The sequence below is a fragment of the Brachybacterium epidermidis genome, from assembly GCF_015209585.1.
Classification (GTDB): Bacteria; Actinomycetota; Actinomycetes; order Actinomycetales; family Dermabacteraceae; genus Brachybacterium; species Brachybacterium epidermidis.
In genome coordinates, this window is record NZ_JADEYR010000001.1 from 322,010 (window position 1) to 340,897 (window position 18,888).

14 protein-coding genes are annotated in these 18,888 nt (G+C 68.4%); 10 read left to right on the forward strand and 4 right to left on the reverse strand.

What is annotated here, in order from left to right:
* Window positions 1-5: 5 nt before the first annotated feature.
* The 3 genes from IOE58_RS01470 to IOE58_RS01480 all read left to right on the forward strand — a co-directional run bounded on the left by IOE58_RS01470 (window position 6) and on the right by IOE58_RS01480 (window position 2,449).
* Window positions 6-1,190 carry a 5-(carboxyamino)imidazole ribonucleotide synthase gene (locus IOE58_RS01470; protein WP_396121485.1) on the forward strand — a complete coding sequence of 395 codons (1,185 nt, stop codon included), beginning with the start codon at window positions 6-8 and terminating at the stop codon, window positions 1,188-1,190.
* 68 nt (window positions 1,191-1,258) lie between these two features.
* Window positions 1,259-1,762: a 5-(carboxyamino)imidazole ribonucleotide mutase gene (gene purE, locus IOE58_RS01475; protein ID WP_193864897.1), complete on the forward strand. Its 504-nt coding sequence runs from the start codon at window positions 1,259-1,261 to the stop codon at window positions 1,760-1,762.
* Between the two features lie 30 nt (window positions 1,763-1,792).
* Window positions 1,793-2,449 (forward strand): acyltransferase, encoded by a 657-nt coding sequence (locus tag IOE58_RS01480; protein ID WP_193864663.1) that lies wholly within the window; start codon window positions 1,793-1,795, stop codon window positions 2,447-2,449.
* A gap of 113 nt (window positions 2,450-2,562) precedes the next feature.
* Here the strand turns inward: IOE58_RS01480 and IOE58_RS01485 are convergent, their stop codons facing one another.
* Complete coding sequence (locus tag IOE58_RS01485) at window positions 2,563-3,423, reverse strand: ATP-binding cassette domain-containing protein (RefSeq protein WP_193864664.1); 861 nt, start codon at window positions 3,421-3,423, stop codon at window positions 2,563-2,565.
* Window positions 3,416-4,342 (reverse strand): ABC transporter permease, encoded by a 927-nt coding sequence (locus IOE58_RS01490; RefSeq protein WP_259891171.1) that lies wholly within the window; start codon window positions 4,340-4,342, stop codon window positions 3,416-3,418. Before IOE58_RS01490 ends, IOE58_RS01485 begins: the two co-directional genes overlap by 8 nt.
* A 69-nt stretch (window positions 4,343-4,411) precedes the next feature.
* Here IOE58_RS01490 and IOE58_RS01495 point away from each other — a divergent pair, with 69 nt between their 5' ends.
* The 5 genes from IOE58_RS01495 to pseI all read left to right on the forward strand — a co-directional run bounded on the left by IOE58_RS01495 (window position 4,412) and on the right by pseI (window position 14,479).
* Entirely contained in the window at window positions 4,412-5,206 is a 795-nt protein-coding gene (locus IOE58_RS01495) for a glycosyltransferase family 2 protein (protein WP_259891172.1), read from the forward strand.
* A 67-nt stretch (window positions 5,207-5,273) separates the two neighbouring features.
* Window positions 5,274-8,714, forward strand: coding sequence for a glycosyltransferase (locus IOE58_RS14575; protein WP_193864665.1), 3,441 nt, complete (start codon window positions 5,274-5,276; stop codon window positions 8,712-8,714).
* Window positions 8,715-8,719: 5 nt separating this feature from the next.
* Entirely contained in the window at window positions 8,720-9,730 is a 1,011-nt protein-coding gene (locus IOE58_RS01505) for a hypothetical protein (protein ID WP_193864666.1), read from the forward strand.
* A gap of 56 nt (window positions 9,731-9,786) precedes the next feature.
* Window positions 9,787-13,329, forward strand: a complete 3,543-nt coding sequence (locus IOE58_RS01510; RefSeq protein WP_348981831.1) for a glycosyltransferase — start codon at window positions 9,787-9,789, stop codon at window positions 13,327-13,329.
* A 76-nt stretch (window positions 13,330-13,405) separates the two neighbouring features.
* Window positions 13,406-14,479: a pseudaminic acid synthase gene (gene pseI, locus IOE58_RS01515; protein WP_193864668.1), complete on the forward strand. Its 1,074-nt coding sequence runs from the start codon at window positions 13,406-13,408 to the stop codon at window positions 14,477-14,479.
* Here the strand turns inward: pseI and IOE58_RS01520 are convergent.
* Both IOE58_RS01520 and IOE58_RS01525 read right to left on the reverse strand, forming a co-directional pair.
* Window positions 14,460-15,959: a bifunctional UDP-2,4-diacetamido-2,4,6-trideoxy-beta-L-altropyranose hydrolase/GNAT family N-acetyltransferase gene (locus IOE58_RS01520; RefSeq protein ID WP_193864669.1), complete on the reverse strand. Its 1,500-nt coding sequence runs from the start codon at window positions 15,957-15,959 to the stop codon at window positions 14,460-14,462. The two genes, pseI and IOE58_RS01520, sit on opposite strands and share 20 nt — an antisense overlap.
* Window positions 15,956-16,693 (reverse strand): cytidylyltransferase domain-containing protein, encoded by a 738-nt coding sequence (locus IOE58_RS01525; RefSeq protein ID WP_193864670.1) that lies wholly within the window; start codon window positions 16,691-16,693, stop codon window positions 15,956-15,958. Before IOE58_RS01525 ends, IOE58_RS01520 begins: the two co-directional genes overlap by 4 nt.
* 71 nt (window positions 16,694-16,764) lie before the next feature.
* Here IOE58_RS01525 and pseB point away from each other — a divergent pair, with 71 nt between their 5' ends.
* The gene (pseB, locus tag IOE58_RS01530) at window positions 16,765-17,754 is read left to right on the forward strand and encodes a UDP-N-acetylglucosamine 4,6-dehydratase (inverting) (protein ID WP_193864671.1); all 990 of its coding nucleotides are present in this window, start codon (window positions 16,765-16,767) and stop codon (window positions 17,752-17,754) included.
* 1 nt (window position 17,755) lies between these two features.
* Window positions 17,756-18,883, forward strand: a complete 1,128-nt coding sequence (pseC, locus tag IOE58_RS01535; RefSeq protein ID WP_193864672.1) for a UDP-4-amino-4,6-dideoxy-N-acetyl-beta-L-altrosamine transaminase — start codon at window positions 17,756-17,758, stop codon at window positions 18,881-18,883.
* Window positions 18,884-18,888 lie beyond the last annotated feature (5 nt).

An 18,888-nucleotide genomic window follows, 5' to 3' on the forward strand; every position in this document is an offset into this window, starting at 1 on the left:
CGGACGTGCCTGATGACACCCCTTGCTCGCCCCTGACCGCGCCACCCCGGATCGGGGTGGTGGGCGCTGGGCAGCTGGCCCGGATGATGCTGGGGCCCGCGATCGAACTGGACCTGCCGCTGACCGTGCTGGCCTCCGACCCCGCAGAGAGTGCCGCCGTGGTCGCCGGCAGGGTGCGCACGGGCCGTCATGACGAGGAGAGCGCCGTGCGCGCTCTCGCCACCGAGGTGGACGTGCTCACCTTCGACCACGAGCACGTCCCGACGGCGTTTCTGGAGCGACTGGTCACCACCGGTGACGTGCAGGTGCGCCCTGGTCCCGGTGCCCTGGTGCACGCCCAGGACAAGCTGGTGATGCGTCGCCGCCTCACCGAGCTGGGGCATCCCTGCCCCCGCTGGTGGCACGTGCGCGGCATCGAGGATCTCGACCGCGCGCTCGCCGAGAACGACGGCCCGCTGGTGGTGAAGACCCCGCGCGGCGGGTACGACGGCCACGGTGTGCGCATCATCGAGCGCGCCGAGGACGCAGCCGACTGGCTCGAGCACCACGGCGAGCTGCTCGCCGAGCAGAAGGTGCCCTTCCTGCGGGAGCTCTCCGCGCAGGTGGCCCGCCGACCCGGTGGGCAGTCGATCACCTACCCCGTCGTGCAGTCCGTGCAGCGCGACGGGGTGTGCTACGAGGTGGTCGCCCCCGCCCCGGACCTGGACCCGGATGCCCAGCAGCGCATCCAGCAGCTGGCCGCGGCCATCGCCGAGGACCTCGACGTGGTCGGCATGCTCGCCGTCGAGCTGTTCGAGACCGCCGGGAGAGAGGTGCTGGTCAATGAACTGGCGATGCGCCCCCACAACACCGGCCACTGGTCCATGGACGGTGCGGTCACCGGCCAGTTCGAGCAGCACCTGCGTGCGGTGGCCGATCTGCCCCTGGGCGGGACCGACATGCTGGCGCCCTGCGCGGTGATGGTGAACCTGCTGGGCGGCAGCGCCCCGGAGCTCGCCAGCGGAGCGCGCGCTGCGATGCAGGCGGATCCGGGCGTCAAGGTGCACCTGTACGGCAAGTCGGTGCGTCCCGGCCGCAAGCTCGGGCACGTCACCGTGGTGGGGAAGGATCCGGAGCAGCTGCTGGCCCGCGCCCACCGCGCCGAGAAGCGCATCATCGACGGCCCCGACGCCATGGAGGAGAACCCGTGACCCAGACCCCGCTGCCCGTTTCGCCGGACTCCCCGCCCTCGGGTGGCGCCCCGTTGGTGGGCATCGTGATGGGCTCGGACTCCGACTACCCAGTGATGCGCGCCGCCCAGGATGCCCTGGCCGAGTTCGGCATCCCCGCGGAGGTCGATGTGGTCTCCGCCCACCGCATGCCCGAGGACATGGTGGCCTGGGGTCGCTCGGCCGCCGACCGTGGCCTGCGCGTGGTCATCGCCGGAGCGGGTGGTGCCGCCCACCTGCCCGGCATGATCGCCTCCCTCACCCCACTGCCGGTGATCGGGGTGCCCGTGCCGCTGAAGCACCTGGACGGCATGGACTCACTGCTCTCGATCGTGCAGATGCCCGCCGGGGTGCCGGTGGCGACCGTGTCCATCGGCGGTGCCCGCAACGCTGGCCTGCTCGCCGCCCGCATCCTCGCCGCCGGGGTCGACGATCATGCCCTCGCCCTGCGCGAGCGGATGGCCGTGTTCCAGCAGGAGCTGCGGGAGACGGCGCTGGCCAAGGGGGAGAGGCTGCGGGAAGAAGCTGGGATGCCCGGCTCGTCGTCCCGCTGAGCACCGGGGGCGGGCGGTAAAGTCGTCCGCATGAGTGACACCCCCACGTACCGGGTTGCCCCCGGCGCGGACATCTCCGAGGACGCCACCATCGGCGACGGAAGCTCCATCTGGCATCTCGCTCAGGTGCGTGAAGGCGTGCACATGGGTCGCGACTGCGTGGTGGGCCGCGGCGCCTATATCGGCAGCGGCGTGCAGATGGGCAACGGCTGCAAGATCCAGAACTACGCCCTGGTGTACGAGCCGGCGAAGCTGGCCGACGGCGTGTTCGTGGGCCCGGCGGCCGTGTTCACCAACGACCACTTCCCGCGCGCGGTCAACCCCGATCTCAGCCCGAAGTCCGCCTCGGACTGGGAGCCGGTGGGTGTGACCTGCCAGGAGGGAGCGTCGATCGGTGCCCGCGCCGTGTGCGTGGCCCCCGTGACCATCGGCGCCTGGGCGATGGTCGCCGCCGGCGCCACCGTGGTGAAGGATGTGCCGCCGTATGCTCTGGTGGCAGGGGTCCCGGCCAAGCGCATCGCCTGGGTGGGACGCTCGGGGGAGAAGCTCCTCCCTGCCTCCGACGGCACCGATGCGTGGGTGTGCCCCGTCTCCGGCGAGTGGTACATCCCTGACGAGACCACAGGCGGGCTCCAGCTCGCCTCCGACCCCGTTGCCGAAGTGGGCCAGTCTCCGAGTGAAGCATAGCAGTGATTCCGATGCCCTGACGTACAGCACTTCGATGGAACCGTCAGCCGATAGCAATGGGTCGGTGAGCCGGCCCCGGGGTGAGTCGCCCCCTCTGTAGGGCACGGCCTTGCTCAGCGCAGTTTCGCTCCCGATGACGCGTTGGTGCGCCCTTCGACGAACGCATTGTAGGCATCCGCGACATCATCCACGTCGCCATCGGCGACGAGCTCACCCTTCTCGATCCACAATGCGCGCGTGCACATGGCGCGCACGGAGGCGAGGGAGTGGGACACGAAGAACACCGTGCCCGCCTTCTCTCGAATCTCCTCGATCCGCGCTGTGCTCTTCTTGCGGAACGAGGCGTCGCCCGTGGCCAGTGCCTCGTCGATCATCAGGATCTCAGGGGTGCGGATTGTGGAGATCGCGAATCGAAGACGGGAGGCCATGCCGGAGGAGTAGGAGCTCATCGGCAGGTACAGAAAGTCACCGAGCTCCGCGAACTCGGCAACCTTCGGCACGGACTCACGCACCTGTTTCGCATTGAGCCCCAGCGCGAGCCCGCCGATCATGATGTTGCGCTCCCCAGTCAGCCGCGGCAGCAGTGCGGCGTTGACGCCCATCAGCTCGGGCTCAGCAGACGTGAAGACGCGGCCGGATGTCGCTGGGAGCAGGCCAGCCACGGCTCGCAGGAGGGTGGACTTGCCCGAGCCGTTCGTGCCGAGGATGCCGATGGACTCGCCGTGATGGGCGACGAAGGACACGCCGCGCACCGCGGGGGCCTCTGTGATGGGGCCGGTATCGGGCCGTCCGAGGCTGATGGCCTTGTCCCAGAGGGACGTGCGCTGCCGGGTGGTGCCGCCGCGACGCGCGCCGAAGACGCGGTAGGTGATGTGGAGGTCGTCGACCACCACTGAAGGAGGGCCCAGGGGCTTGCGCTCCAGACGCTTGGGGAGGTTCTCCGGGTCGATCTCGAAGTCGATGTCCTCAGTCACGGCCGTAGGTCTCCTCCGCGCGCCAGAAGTACAGGAACCCGATGACGAAAACGACGACCGCCCACAGGATCGCCTCCAGCCACAGCATCGGTGTCATGGGGATCAACGATTCGTTGCCGAACACGGCACGGAACAGCTCAAGGTAGATCGCGACGGGCTGGTGCAGCAGGATCGGTCGGTACCAAGCGCCCTCTGGGATCATCGCCGAGATAAGGAACATGCCGCCGGAGGCATACCGGCCGAGCGTGAGAATGAAAGGCATCGCGTTGGCGATGTCTGGCGCGCGGGCCCCCACGCGTGCGAAGAACATCGCCACGCCTGAGGAAAAGATCGCCAGCAGAACTGCCGCGAAGGGCAGCAGGAGCCAGGACCATGTAGGCCAGACGGCGCCCATTCCGGGTAGCAGACCGGTGACCATTGTGATCACGAGCATCGCCACAAGGATCGGGGCGAACAGCACCGTTTCCGTCATCACGGTCGCGAGGGGGACGACTGCCCGCGGAAAGCGGTGTGAGCGGATCAGCTGCAGATTGCTCGGGATCGAGTTCAGCCCCGACATCACGGACGTCTGAAAAAGTGTGTACGTGAAGGTGCCGATCGTGATGAACGCTGCTCGGTTGTCGATGCCCGGCGCGCTGGAGTCGAAGAGGAAGCCGAAGATGATGACGTACACAGCGGCGTCGAGCATCGGACGCAGGACCGCCCAGGACTGACCCAAATACGATCCCTGGTTCTTGGAGTATGCGCGCGACGCAGACAGGTTCCAGATGAACGATCGCCGTTGCCAGACCTGCGCGGCATAGCGGCCGAGCGGCGGCCGGATCCCCATCTCGGTCAGACCGGCACTGGAGGCCAGCTCTGCGGCCTGCGCGGATGTCAGGCGCGGTGCGAGCAGCGCGTCTGCTGTGTGGTCAGCCACGTTCGTTCTCCTCCGGCCGAGCGGGCTCAACGGCTGGGCCATGGAGCTACATCGGTATGATCTTGCGTCGTGACTGCCGCGCAGGAGATGAATCCCCAGGTGACGGTCGTCATGCCGGTCTTCAACGGCGCGAGGACCGTGCGTCAGTCGATCGTCAGCGTACTCGATCAGACCTGCTCCGATCTGGAGCTCCTCGTCGTTGACGACAGTTCTACTGATCACACAACACAGATCGTCGAGTCACTGGTAGCCCGGGATTCCCGCGTGCGCCTGATCCGTCGCGACAGCGGCGGGGGGCCAGCGGCGGCGCGTAACACCGGCATCGCCCAGGCACGCGGTCGTTATCTGGCTTTCTGCGACGCCGACGATCTGTGGCTGCCCACAAAGCTTGATCGTCAGCTCGAGCTCGCGCGCTCCACCGACGCACCGCTCATCTATTGCGGCTACCACCGGATCGCTGCCGACTATGCGGGCTCAGCGGCGCAGTTCGTTCCTGAGGGCCGCGTCGTGCATGTCCCGACGGCGCTGACGCGCGCGGGCCTCAGACGCCGAAACGTGATCGGCAACCTCACGGCCGTACTGGATCTAAGGCGCACCGGACCGGTCTCGATGCCTGATGTGCCAGGTGCGGAGGATTGGGCGCTGTGGCTGTGCATCCTTGCCGGAGGTGCCACAGCCGCAGGCATTGATGAACCGCTGGCGCTGTACCGCGCTGCCCAGCCTGAATCACATTCTTCCGACAGACCACGGGCGTTGCTCGCCGTGTGGCGTGTCCTGCGCCAGCAGGAACAGTTGTCGGTGCCCGTCGCCGCTTTCCATCTGGTCACGGCATCAGTGGCCGCGCTGTGCAAGAACCGGATCTGAGGGCGGAGCGTGGCACACTGGGCGGCACCGCTCTGTCCGTGACCTGTCAGGGAAGGCTTGCCGCACCGTGATCGTGATCTGCACCAACGAGGTCGCTGGCCCGACCGGCTACCACAAGTCCGTCGTCCAGCTGGCCAACGGGCTGCATGACGCCGGCTACCCTGTCGCGTTGCTGTCGTTCCTGGGCACGGGCGATCCCGCCGACCGGATGATCCCGCGGTGGCCGCTGAACCTCGACGTTCCCGCCTATACGCTCCGTGCCCTGCCCGCGGACGGTGGACGGCTTCTGCATGAGAACGTGCACCCGGCTGTGAAGGGCCAGGTGTACGGAACCGTCTACGAGTTCACCCCGAATCAGCTCGCCGCCCTGCGTCAGCTCAATGATGAGCTCACTGAGGACGACACGCTGTTCCTTACCAGCCCGATCCTGGCGCTCGCTTTCCATCATGCTCTGGCGGGCGAACCGCACCGCGTGCGCACGGTGCTGCAGATCCACGGGGACTATCGGCACCACGATCAGCTGTGGTCGATCCTGCATGAGGCGCGCGATGTCATCGACACTGTCCAGACCGTGGCTGATGGCCTGCGTGAACAGTTCACACCCTTGTTCGATGCTTCCGATGTGGTGTTCATTCCGAACTTTCCTGGGGAAAGTGCGGCTGTTTCGCCGATGTCCGAGCACGAGGGCGTGAATATCGCTTTGCCGGCGTCGTTCCAGCATCGGAAGAATCAGTTGGATGCGGTGCGTGCGCTGTCGTTGATCGATGACGAGTCGGTGACGTTGACCCTGTGGGGGAACATCAGTTCTCTCCACCCGTACTACCTTGCCGTCCGGGAGCTGGTGGAGTCGTTGGGGCTTCAGGATCGGGTGCGGATGCCGGGGTTCGGCACGGAGCAGGACGTGTATGGGTCTGCGGATATCGTGTTGATGACGTCGTTGTCTGAGGGGTTCGCCTACCCGCTTTTGGAGGCGATGTATCACTCGCGTCCCACCGTGTCGTATGACTTCGATTTCGGTCCGGCGGAGGCGATCGAGGATGGTGATAGTGGTTTCCTTGTTCCGATCGGGGATGTGGAGCTGCTGGCTGCGCGGCTGCAGGAGCTCGCCCAGGATGCGGGACAGCGCGAACGCTTCGGACGCCGCGCACGCGAACGATTCGACCAGATCTTCTCCGCGGCCGCGATCAGCGGACGTTTCGCGGAGCTCATCGGTCCGCCGCCGGGCACGACCATTGACCTCGGGGCGCTCTTTTCCACGAGTGGTGTGGAGCCAGTGCGCACTGACGACATCACCCATGAGGTTGTGCTCTCTCGTGCGCGGCGAATCCATCGCGTGATTGTCCGTGGTGACCTCGTTCTGCACGATGTTCGTATCGACGACGGACACCGGATCGTTGCTCCCACAGTGCGACGGGAAGCTTCTTCCACGGTGATCGAGTTCCCTGTCGGCGGCCCGGATGTCGTCTCGTACGCCACCCGCCGGGGTGGCGAGGAACGGCACTACCTGGCTGGCCCCGCCCGTGGACCGCAGCTTCCTATCCTTCCGCATCTGCGCCGAGATGCCGGTTTCGTTGATGGGGTCCCGCCTGTACGTGACACCATCGTTGCCGCACGTGGCGGAGCGCGGCGCGTCTCCTGGCAGACGACACCCCCGGCGATCGGGCGCTTCGCCGTCGACGCTGTGGAGGCTGTCACGTGGAAAATGCGGCAGGTTGCATCGGCTCTTGCGCCGAGCCGTGGATCGGCGGCAGCTGGGGAGTCCACGGCCGACGCGACGGCATCTCGAGCGGTAGACGCGGACACAACGCAGCCCGCATGCGCCTCGGACCCGTCGACGACGCAGGCTGCTGCGACCAATGACTCCCCGGCAGGAGCGTCCGAGACTGCGCGCCACCGAAAAGCAGCCCTGCACCTGCCGAAGGGTGTGGAAGCAGTGCGCCGAGCAGCCGGCAAGCCCATCGACGCTGCACGCACCGTCGGGCGCATTGGCCGCACCTACGCGTCCGTAGCCGCCACCGAGCTCGTCAAGGCCGTCGCCGTCAAGCCGTCGGTGGGTGCGCATCGTGTGGTGGGTCGGCATCCGTGGTTTCCGGTGTCGGGTGGGGTGGATTCGTGTGGTGTGCCGGTGGGTGGTGCTGGTGGTGTTGAGGTGGTCAATGCTGGTGGGGCGGAGTGTCCGTCGGTTGTTGTGCGGGGTGAGTATGACTGGTTGGTGTTGAGGGATGGTGTGTCGCGGCGTCGTGTGGGGGCGCCGTGGTCGTATGGGGAGTTGTTTGAGGGGGTGTGTGCTGCGGAGCGTGATTTCGGGTTGTTCGATATCACGGGTCCGGGTGGGGTGCATGTGTGGGAGTTGGGGCGTTCGGCTCTGGTGATTCAGTTGGCGGAGGCTGCTGGGTTGTGGGGTGCGGCGTCTGCGGTGGCGGAGCCGGTGTCGGATGTGTATGTGGGTCCGAAGCGGTTGTCGTCGGCTCCGTCGGCGCGGCGGGTGGTGTTTGATTATGCGCGGCGTGGTCAGAGTGGGTATCGGACTGAGCGTTTTGTTGATGATGAGACGTTGTTTGTGGTGCAGCCGGATGCTGGGGGGTATCCGGGTGTGGAGGAGTCGGATCTGGTGTATCCGTTCGCGGAGTTTTTGGAGTGGAAGCGTGGGTGGCGTCGTCGGTGGGCGCATTTGAGGGTGCCGGAGGTGGATGCGCGTCCGTTTGAGGAGGCGTTGAGTCGGTCGTTGGGTGTGCGGGTTGATCTGGGTGATCATCTGCGGAATCGGTTGGCGAAGTTTTTGGCGGAGCGGGAGTTCTTCACGCCGGTGTTTGAGCGGGTGGCGCCGGAGGAGGTGTTGATCGCGTCAAGTCATTGGTGGGCTGGTATCGCGGCTGCTGCGGAGCGGTCTGGTGCGCGGGTGTCGGATGTGCAGTATGCGTTGACGAGTCGTTTTGCGCCGAGTTTCTGGTTCGGTGGGCGGCCGCATTATGGGGCGTCGAGGTTTTATGCGTGGTCGGATCTGTGGGCGGGTCGGACGAATGCGTATGACGAGCATGTGGTGGTGCCGCGTGTGATGCCGGAGTTGCGGGCTGCGTTGGAGGGTCCGGGGCTGGATCCGGTGTGGGATGTGTGTGTGATCTCGCAGCCGCGGGTGTTGCGTCGGATTCTGGGGTTCGTGCGGGAGTTGGTGGTGGAGCGTCCGGAGTTGCGGGTGGTGGTGGCTCCGCATCCTGCGCAGCGGGGGATCATTGGTGGTGAGTTGGCGGCTGCTGGTGTGGAGTCGCGTGTGGAGGTTGCTGCGGAGGACACGTTGTCGGTGGTGCGGCGGTCGCGGATGGCGGTGGGGACGTTCTCGACGTCGTTGTGGGAGGCGGCAGCGTTGGGGTGTCCGACGTTCGTGATCGAGGTGCCGGGGTATGAGGAGACGTTGGAGGATGTGTCCTCGGGGTTGTTCCGGCTGGCGCGGTCGCCGCATGATCTGGTGCCGTTCGAGGTGCCGGAGTCTCGCCACCACATCTTCGAGTGACGCGCATGGACATCCAGAACCATTACTACGGTCATAGCGCGGTGCTGGCCCGATACGCCGGTCTCGGATCCGTGCGTCATATCAACGGCCTGCTCCAGCACGGCTGGACGGTCCGCTCGCCCACGCTCGTCCATTTCTCCGACTTCGCGCGCCTGCCCCGCGGGGCAGGGCGCTTCGTCTGGAGCCACAGTGCACGCGGCTGGGACCCCGAGCGCGACCCGTTCCCGACAATCCCCGTCGGCGCCCCGTTCCTCTACCTGAGCGAGCTGACGGCGCAGCAGAAGATCGAGCCGCTCGGTCGAACCGTCGCATTCCCCGTGCACGACACCCGGCTGGTGCGGCTCGAGCACAGCGACGATGCCTTCGCCCGTCAGCTCGCTGAGCGCGGCGGGCCCTCGCTGGTCTGCCTGCACCCCGAGGACCTCGACCGGCCCGAGAAGCGACAGGTCTGGGCCGCCCACGGCCATCAGGTGGTCAGCGCCGGTGACCGCCGTGATCCGCTGTTCCTGAGCCGTGTGCTGCACCTCGCTCGGGGCGCGCGACGGGTCGTGTCCAACCAGCTCTCGACCGCCGTCGTCTACGCCGCTGCCGAAGGCACCCCGACCGAGATCTACGGTGACGAGGTCGCCATCGGATCGCTCGGCACCGACGTCGCGCGACGCACTCGCGAGCTCTGGCCGGAGTTCCATGACGAATCAGATACGGCGACGAGACAGAGAATTGCACGGGCGGAGCTCGGTGCGCAGCATGTGCTCTCGCCGGAGGAACTGCGTGCTGCGCTCGGCTGGGATCGGCGCTCCCCGGTGCCGTTCCTCAGCTACTGGGCAGGCGCTCCGGTACGCAAGGCTGGTGCAGTTCTCGGCGTCGTCAAGAGACCCGAGGGCGCACAGGACGCCGGATCCGGTGCATCGCCCGTGGCCTTCCTCGCCCATCCGCTCAGTCACCTGCCCAGCCGTCTTCCGCGCGTGCCCGATGCGCAGATGCTGATCGCTGAGCCGGTCACTCCCACTCCCTGACCCGCCCCCGCGCTCTGTACGACCCTCATCCGAGGAAAGGCCCTTCCGCTGTGATCGTGATCTGCACCAACGAGATCGCCGGCCCGACCGGCTACCACAAGTCCGTTGTCCAGCTGGCCAACGGGCTGCACGAGGCCGGCTACCCGGTGGCGCTGCTCGGCTTCCTCGGAACAGGCGATGTCTCCAGCCGGATGATCCCGCGGTGGCCGCTGGACCTCGACGTCCCCGCATTCACCCTACGCACCCTGCCCGCCCGGGGCGGGCGCCTGCAGCATCGCAACGTCCATCCTGAGATGCACGGAGCCCTGGGCGCCCTGCAGTACGCCTTCACGGCGAACGAGCTGGCTGCGCTCCGTGATCTCAACGCGGCGCTCTCGGACCAGGACACGATCATCTTCACCGCACCCGTGCAGGCGCTCGCCTTCCAGCGCGCCCTCAGCGGCGATGCGCGCCGACCCCGCACGGTGCTGCAGATCCACGGCGACTACAGCCATCACGCCGAGCTACGCGAGCCGCTCCTCGCAGCCCGAGGCATGATCGACCGAGTCCAGACCGTCGCGGACGGACTTCGCGCACAGTTCACACCGCCCTTCGATGCCTCCGATGTGGTGTTCATCCCGAACTTCCCCGGAGAGGGGACGACGCCGCTGGAGCGCACTGCGCACGAGGGCGTGAATATCGCTTTGCCGGCGTCGTTCCAGCATCGGAAGAATCAGTTGGATGCGGTGCGTGCGCTGTCGTTGATCGATGACGAGTCGGTGACGTTGACCCTGTGGGGGAACATCAGTTCTCTCCACCCGTACTACCTTGCCGTCCGGGAGCTGGTGGAGTCGTTGGGGCTTCAGGATCGGGTGCGGATGCCGGGGTTCGGCACGGAGCAGGACGTGTATGGGTCTGCGGATATCGTGTTGATGACGTCGTTGTCTGAGGGGTTCGCCTACCCGCTTTTGGAGGCGATGTATCACTCGCGTCCCACCGTGTCGTATGACTTCGATTTCGGTCCGGCGGAGGCGATCGAGGATGGTGATAGTGGTTTCCTTGTTCCGATCGGGGATGTGGAGCTGCTGGCTGCGCGGCTGCAGGAGCTCGCCCAGGATGCGGGACTGCGTGAGCGTTTTGGACGCCGCGCCCGCGAACGATTCGACGCCACATTCGCGACCCCTGCCGTCGAACAGCAGTATCGCGACTTCCTCGGCCCGCAGGGGAACATGCTCGATATCCCCGGCCTGTTCAGCGCGGAGGGCGGGGAGCCGATCGCCGCCGAGGCGATCACTCACGGCCTGCGCCGCCCCCAGGGACGACTGCTGCACAGGATCACTGTGGCCTCCCCGATCGAACTGCACGATGTGCGGATCGATGACGGTCACAGCGTGCGCGCGCCCCGGGTGCGCCGTGATGCGACCAGAACCGTCATCGAGTTCCCTGCGGGCGCGCCCTGCGTTGTTTCGTACACCACTGCGCCAGGCTCGCAGGACCGCCACTACCTCGCCAGCACCACACGTGGCCACGAGCTCGAGATCCTTGCGCACCTGCGGCGCGATGCTGACTACGGCGCTGGCCGGCCCGGCGTGGTGGAGACCCTGCGCCTGCCCTCCGGCGGATCCGGCGTGGCCCGTCCGATGCAGTCCCTCACCTACCTCGCTCGACGAGCGCCGGGGGACGTCCTCTGGAAGTCCCGCCAGATCATCGCCGCGTATGGCGCACGGCGCCGCGCTCACCGCGAGCTCTCCGCAGCTACGTCGGCGCAGTCCGACGCACCGCTGGAAGCACCGGGCCATGAGCATGAGGACATCGAGAGCCGTGAACGCGACAGCGCCGCCGGTGCGACGGTGAGCGCCGCGAGCGCCACGGCTGTGGAACCGGACAGCAGCTTCGACATGCCGACGACATTCCGAGATCGCGCTGCGCAACCCCGAGCCGAGGCGGCCCCGGATACGGCGGCACCGCGCACACCCACCGAGAGCGCGCAGACCGGCTATCTGCTCGATGCGGCCCCGGATGCGACGGAGGCGCTGCACGGGCAGAACGGGAGCGCTGCGTCCGGGCGTCTCAGCGCTGCCGTGGAGCAGGTCAGATCCGTGGGCACCTTCGCCGCTTCCTCGGCTGTCTCAGCGATGGCGCGCGCGGTGACCAAGCCGTCGGTGGGTGCGCATCGTGTGGTGGGTCGGCATCCGTGGTTTCCGGTGTCGGGTGGGGTGGATTCGTGTGGTGTGCCGGTGGGTGGTGCTGGTGGTGTTGAGGTGGTCAATGCTGGTGGGGCGGAGTGTCCGTCGGTTGTTGTGCGGGGTGAGTATGACTGGTTGGTGTTGAGGGATGGTGTGTCGCGGCGTCGTGTGGGGGCGCCGTGGTCGTATGGGGAGTTGTTTGAGGGGGTGTGTGCTGCGGAGCGTGATTTCGGGTTGTTCGATATCACGGGTCCGGGTGGGGTGCATGTGTGGGAGTTGGGGCGTTCGGCTCTGGTGATTCAGTTGGCGGAGGCTGCTGGGTTGTGGGGTGCGGCGTCTGCGGTGGCGGAGCCGGTGTCGGATGTGTATGTGGGTCCGAAGCGGTTGTCGTCGGCTCCGTCGGCGCGGCGGGTGGTGTTTGATTATGCGCGGCGTGGTCAGAGTGGGTATCGGACTGAGCGTTTTGTTGATGATGAGACGTTGTTTGTGGTGCAGCCGGATGCTGGGGGGTATCCGGGTGTGGAGGAGTCGGATCTGGCGTATCCGTTCGCGGAGTTTTTGGAGTGGAAGCGTGGGTGGCGTCGTCGGTGGGCGCATTTGAGGGTGCCGGAGGCGGATGCGCGTCCGTTTGAGGAGGCGTTGAGTCGGTCGTTGGGTGTGCGGGTTGATCTGGGTGATCATCTGCGGAATCGGTTGGCGAAGTTTTTGGCGGAGCGGGAGTTCTTCACGCCGGTGTTTGAGCGGGTGGCGCCGGAGGAGGTGTTGATCGCGTCAAGTCATTGGTGGGCTGGTATCGCGGCTGCTGCGGAGCGGTCTGGTGCGCGGGGGTCGGATGTGCAGTATGCGTTGACGAGTCGTTTTGCGCCGAGTTTCTGGTTCGGTGGGCGGCCGCATTATGGGGCGTCGAGGTTTTATGCGTGGTCGGATCTGTGGGCGGGTCGGACGAATGCGTGTGACGAGCATGTGGTGGTGCCGCGTGTGATGCCGGAGTTGCGGGCTGCGTTGGAGGGTCCGGGGCTGGATCCGGTGTGGGATGTGTGTGTGATCTCGCAGCCGCGGGTGTTGCGTCGGATTCTGGGGTTCGTGCGGGAGTTGGTGGTGGAGCGTCCGGAGTTGCGGGTGGTGGTGGCTCCGCATCCTGCGCAGCGGGGGATCATTGGTGGTGAGTTGGCGGCTGCTGGTGTGGAGTCGCGTGTGGAGGTTGCTGCGGAGGACACGTTGTCGGTGGTGCGGCGGGCGCGGGTGGCGGGGGGGACGTTCTCGACGTCGTTGTGGGAGGCGGCAGCGTTGGGGTGTCCGACGTTCGTGATCGAGGTGCCGGGGTATGGGGAGACGTTGGAGGATGTGTCCTCGGGGTTGTTCCGGCTGGCGCGGTCGCCGCATGATCTGGTGCCGTTCGAGGTGCCGGAGTCTCGCCACCACATCTTCGAGTGATGCTCCGGGCCTGTGGGACGCCTCGGAAGAGGCGCGTGCAGGAAGTCGGAGGGGGCCTCTCCGTTAGGATCGCTCCATGACTTCCACCCAGTGCGCTTCCCCCCAGTCGTTCCGGATCGGAGACGTCCCGGTCGGTGTGCAGCACCCTCCCTTCGTCGCCGCGGAGATGTCCGGCAACCACAACGGCGACCTCGGCCGCGCCCTCGCGATCGTCGACGCGATCGCGGAGACCGGCGCCCCGGCGATCAAGCTCCAGACCTACACGGCGGACACGATCACCATCGACGCCGACGGCCCCGCCTTCCGCATCACCGACAGCCACGGCCTGTGGGGCGGACGGAACCTCTACAGCCTCTACCAGGAGGCGCACACCCCGTGGGAGTGGCACGAGGCGATCTTCGCCCGCGCCCGCGAGCACGGCATGATCCCGTTCTCCAGCCCCTTCGACGACACGGCCGTCGACCTGCTGGAGGACCTCGGCGCCGAGGTCTACAAGATCGCCTCGCTCGAGATCGGCGACATCCCGCTGCTGCGCAAGGTGGCCCGCACCGGCAAGCCGGTGATCCTCTCCACCGGCGCCGCCGACGCCGGCGACGTGGACCTCGCCGTCAAGACCCTCCGCGCCGAGGGCAACGACCAGATCGCCGTGCTCGGCTGCACCTCCTCCTACCCGGCGACCGCCGAGGCGTCGAACCTGCGCACCATCCCGGTGCTCGCCGACACCTGGAAGGTCGTCGGCGGCCTCTCCGACCACACCAAGGGCATCGGCGTGAGCGTCGCGGCCGTCGCCTTCGGCGCCGCGATCCTCGAGAAGCACGTCACGCTGCGCCGCGCCGACGGCGGCGTCGACTCCGACTTCTCCCTCGAGCCCGAGGAGCTGAAGGCTCTGGTCGACGAGTCCTACGCCGCCTGGCTCGCGCTCGGCGAGGTGCACGTCGGCCCGACGAAGTCCGAGGCCGAGTCCCAGCGCCTGCGCCGCTCGCTGTTCGTGGTGAAGGACGTGCGCGCCGGCGAGGAGATCACCGCGGAGAACGTCCGCTCGATCCGCCCCGCGGGCGGCCTCGAGCCGCGCTATCTCGACGTGGTCCTCGGCCGCACCTTCGCGAAGGACGTCGAGCGCGGGACGCCGCTCAGCTGGGATCTCGTCTGATCAGCACGTCGAACGCGCCGTCGTCGCGATCCGGATCGAGCACGTAGCCGGCCCCGGCGAACAGCCGCTGGGACGGCAGGTTGTCGGGAAGGATCGCGGCGACGACGACCGCGCCGGGGTGACGTGCCCCGAAGGCCGCCTCGCCGGCGGCGAGCACCGGACGGGAGAGCCCGTGACCGCGCGCCTCGGGGGCGAGGGTGATGGACACCTCCCACTCCTCGCCCGCCGACGCGCCCTCCAGCGCGTCGAAGCGCACGGTGCCGACGGGCGCGCCGCCCCGCTCGACGACGTACAGCTCGCGGGACGGGTTCTCCAGCGTTCGCGCGTACCAGCCGGAGTGGGACTCCCACGGCACCGGGTCGGAGTCGCGGGAGACCATCCGGGTCTCCGGGTCGTTGCGCCAGCGCAGCAGCAGGGGCGAGTCCGACGGCGTCGCGGGCCGCGCCGCGACCGGCGCCTCCGCCGCTCCGATCCGTCGCGCGAGCGCCGCGTCCCAGGCGGCGACGATCCGCTCCGCGCCGTGGCCGTCGACCTTCTCCCGGCCCACCGGGGTCCAGCTGCGCATCGCGCGCAGGTCCGCGACCGCCCGCTCCACCTCCGCGGTCGCTGCGGGACGGTCGGCGCGCACCTGCTCGAGGGTGCCGAGCCCGCGGGCGATCCGCTCGGCGAGGGCGGCCTCGTAGCCGGCGCGCTGGTTCTCCACCACCGCGACCAGCAGGCTCGGCACGCCGATGCAGGCCAGCTCCCAGGCCGTGGTGCCCGCGGCGCTGACCACGAGGTCCGCCGCGCTCGCCCGCTCGAGGAAGGCGGGGGAGGGGGCGAGCAGCTCGACGTCCTCCCCGGCCTCGGCCCGGACCGCATCCCAGCCGTGCTCGGGCGCGATGACGCTCACGTGCGCGACGCCCTCGGCGGCGGCGCAGACGGCGGCGAGGGTCCCGGCGGCGCCGGTCGCGTCGGTGCCGCCCATGACGATCAGCACCCGGACGCCGCGGCTGACGTCGTGGTCCTCGTCGACCCGCTTCTCCCGCGCCGCGCGCACCTCGGCGCGCATCGGGGCGTAGGCGATGCCGAGGAGCACCTCGCCGCTGCCGTCCCCGGGGCGGCCGATTCGCTCGGCGCGGATCGTGGAGTCGACGACGACGTCGGCGGGGCGGCGGCCGAAGGTGCCGTCCTCCATCGAGGACAGCAGCGCGCCGCCGGCACGCACCTGGTCCCGGGCGTCGGCCCCGATCGTGTAGTCGTCGACGTGGACGACGCTCGCGCCCTGCTCGGCGGCGAGGATCCCGAGGTCCTCGGGCGCCGCGGTCACCTCGAGACCGGACTCGGCCAGCAGGTGCCGGGCGAGCGGCGCCTCGATCGAGCCGGCGACCACCACGGTGTGCCCGGCGGCGCGGGCGGCGTCGGCGACGGAGAGCGCCCGCACCAGGTGGCCGATGCCTCCCGACGGGGTCGCGTCGCATCGGATCGCGACGTGGGTCATCCGTCGGCCAGCTTCTTCTGGCGCACGCCCGCGTTGATCCGCGTGATGTCGGGGCGCGAGCGCAGCAGGTCCACCACCTCGTGCCACGCCGGCGCGCGGTCCCCGAGCTCGGCGACGACGGCGTCGAGCATCTCGCCGTCCTCGACGGTGTCCAGGGTCGCCCGCAGGTCGTTCGCGGCCGGCTGGACGACCAGGCCCATGGTGCGGAAGTAGCGCTTGGAGTCGTAGAGATAGGAGGTGACGTGCGTGCGGTGGAAGCTCTCGGCCTCCGCATCGGCCGTCAGCAGCGCCTCCCGCGAGGCGAGCTCGACGTCCAGGCCGCGCGGCAGCGTGCGCACCAGCGTGGTCGCGGTGTAGTCCAGCGAGGGATCGGCCTTCCACAGCCCCACCACGGCGGAGATCAGCGAGGGGTCCGCCAGCGGGCAGTCCGCGGTCAGGCGCACCACCGCATCGGCCCCGGTCTCCTCCAGGGCGAGCACGAAGCGGGAGAGGACGTCGTCCTCGCTGCCGCGGACCACCTGCACGCCCAGCTCCTCGCCGAGCTCGGCGACGGCGTCGTCCCCGGGGGCGGTGGACGTCGCCACCACGACGTCCTCGATGCCCGAGGCGGCGCGGGCGGCCCGCACCATCCACCCCAGGACCGGTCGGCCGCCGAGCGGCCGGAGCACCTTCCCGGGGAGGCGGGAGGAGCCTGTACGAGCTTGGATCACTGCGACGGTTCGTGTATCGGTCACCGTGCCATAATGGCACGCGCGTCCCGGGTCGCCCGGGTGCCGCCCCAACCCCGTCGACGAAAGAGATCTGCATGTCGCTCCTCAGCGGTGCCTCCATCCTCATCACCGGTGGGACCGGCTCCTTCGGCAAGGCCTTCCTGCGTGAAGTGCTCGACAACCACAACCCGCGACGGGTCGTCGTCTTCTCGCGGGACGAGCTGAAGCAGTACGAGGTCCGCAACCAGTTCGGCAACGACCCCCGCCTGCGCTGGTTCATCGGTGACATCCGCGACGAGCGCCGCCTCGCCCGTGCGCTGAAGGACGTGGACTACGTCGTCCACGCCGCCGCGCTCAAGCAGGTCGACACCGCGGAGTACAACCCCTTCGAGTTCGTCAAGACCAACATCCTCGGCAGCCAGAACGTCATCGAGTCGTCCATCGACGCCGGCGTGAAGAAGGTCGTGGCCCTGTCCACCGACAAGGCCTCCAGCCCGATCAACCTCTACGGCGCCACCAAGCTCACCGCCGACAAGCTCTTCATCACGGGCAACCACTACGCCGCCAGCTACGACACCCGCTTCGCCGTGGTGCGCTACGGCAACGTGATGGGCTCGCGCGGCTCGGTCATCCCCTTCTTCCGCCGCCTCGGCGAGGAGGGCAAGCCGCTGCCGATCACGGACATGACCTGCACCCGCTTCTTCATCACCCTGCCGCAGGCCGTGCAGATGGTGATCGACACCTTCGAGCTCATGCAGGGCGGCGAGCTGCTCGTCCCGCGCATCCCCTCCATGAAGGTCACCGACCTCGCCCAGGCCGTCGTGCCCGGCGCCGAGATGGTCGACGTGGGCCTGCGCCCCGGCGAGAAGCTCCACGAGGAGATGATCAGCCCCGAGGAGGGCCGCCGCGCGGTCATCATCGAGGACGGCAAGTACTTCATCATCCAGCCCGACCTCGCGACCTGGGGCTACAAGGCCCCCGAGGGCGCCGTGCCGGTCGAGCCCGGGTTCTTCTTCCGCTCGGACTCCAACGACCAGTGGTACACCCAGCAGGAGATCGCGGACATCATCGAGGGAGGGATCTGAGGTGCTGCCGTACGGACGTCAGTCCATCGAGTCCGACGACATCGCGGCCGTCGAGGCGGCGCTGCGCAGCGACTGGCTGACCACGGGCCCCGAGGTCGACCGCTTCGAGGCGGCGATCGCCGAGCGCGCGGGCGTGGAGCACGCGGTCTCGGTCACCTCCGGCACCGCGGCGCTGCACGTCGCCTACGCTGCTGCGGGCATCGAGCCCGGCGACGAGGTCGTCACGACCCCGCTGACCTTCGTCGCGACCGCCGCGGGCGCCGCCCTGCACGGCGCGAAGATCGTGTTCGCGGACGTCGACCCGGCCACCGGCAACCTCGACCCCGCCGCCGTCGAGGCCGTGGTCACCGAGCGGACCAAGGTCATCGCGGGCGTCGACTACGCCGGCGTGCCGGTCGACGGCACGGCCCTGCGCGAGATCGCGTCCCGGCAGGGCGCGCTGTTCCTCGAGGACGCCGCGCACTCCATCGGCTCCACCCAGGACGGCGTCCCGGTGGGCTCCCTCGCCGACCTCACGACCTACTCGTTCTTCCCCACGAAGAACCTCACCACCGCCGAGGGCGGTGCCGTCGTGACGGCCGACGCGGACCTCGCCGCCCGCGCCCGGGCGTTCAAGAACCACGGCCTGGTGCGCGACAAGGCGGTGCAGCGATACCCCGACGAGGGCCCCTGGCACCAGGAGGTCCACAGCTTCGGGCTGAACTACCGCCTGCCGGACGTGCTCTGCGCGCTGGGCACCAGCCAACTCGCGCGCCTCGATGCGTTCGTGGCCCGCCGTGCCGAGGTGAAGAAGGCCTACGACGAGGCGCTCGGCGACCTCGAGGGCGTCGACATCCCGGCCGTGCCCGAGGGGGCGGCGCCCGCCTGGCACCTCTACCCGCTGCGCGTCCCCGCCGAGCGGCGCCGCGCCATCTTCGAGGCCATGCGCGAGCAGGGCATCGGGGTGCAGGTCAACTACATCCCCGCCTACTGGCACCCGGTCTTCGATGATCTCGGCTACCAGCGCGGGATGTGCCCCGTGGCGGAGGACTACTACCGCCGCGAGATCTCACTGCCGATGTTCCCGGCGCTCACCGACTCCGATGTCGAACGCGTCATCGAGGCTACCCGGGTGGCCGTGGCAGGCTGACTCCT

Excerpts from the sequence above, each read along its gene's own strand:
- purE (WP_193864897.1), top strand. The coding sequence starts at position 1,259 with ATGGGCTCGGACTCCGACTACCCAGTGATGCGCGCCGCCCAGGATGCC.
- IOE58_RS01480 (WP_193864663.1), top strand. The coding sequence starts at position 1,793 with ATGAGTGACACCCCCACGTACCGGGTTGCCCCCGGCGCGGACATCTCC.
- IOE58_RS01505 (WP_193864666.1), top strand. The coding sequence starts at position 8,720 with ATGGACATCCAGAACCATTACTACGGTCATAGCGCGGTGCTGGCCCGA.
- pseI (WP_193864668.1), top strand. The coding sequence starts at position 13,406 with ATGACTTCCACCCAGTGCGCTTCCCCCCAGTCGTTCCGGATCGGAGAC.
- IOE58_RS01520 (WP_193864669.1), bottom strand. The coding sequence starts at position 15,959 with ATGACCCACGTCGCGATCCGATGCGACGCGACCCCGTCGGGAGGCATC.
- pseB (WP_193864671.1), top strand. The coding sequence starts at position 16,765 with ATGTCGCTCCTCAGCGGTGCCTCCATCCTCATCACCGGTGGGACCGGC.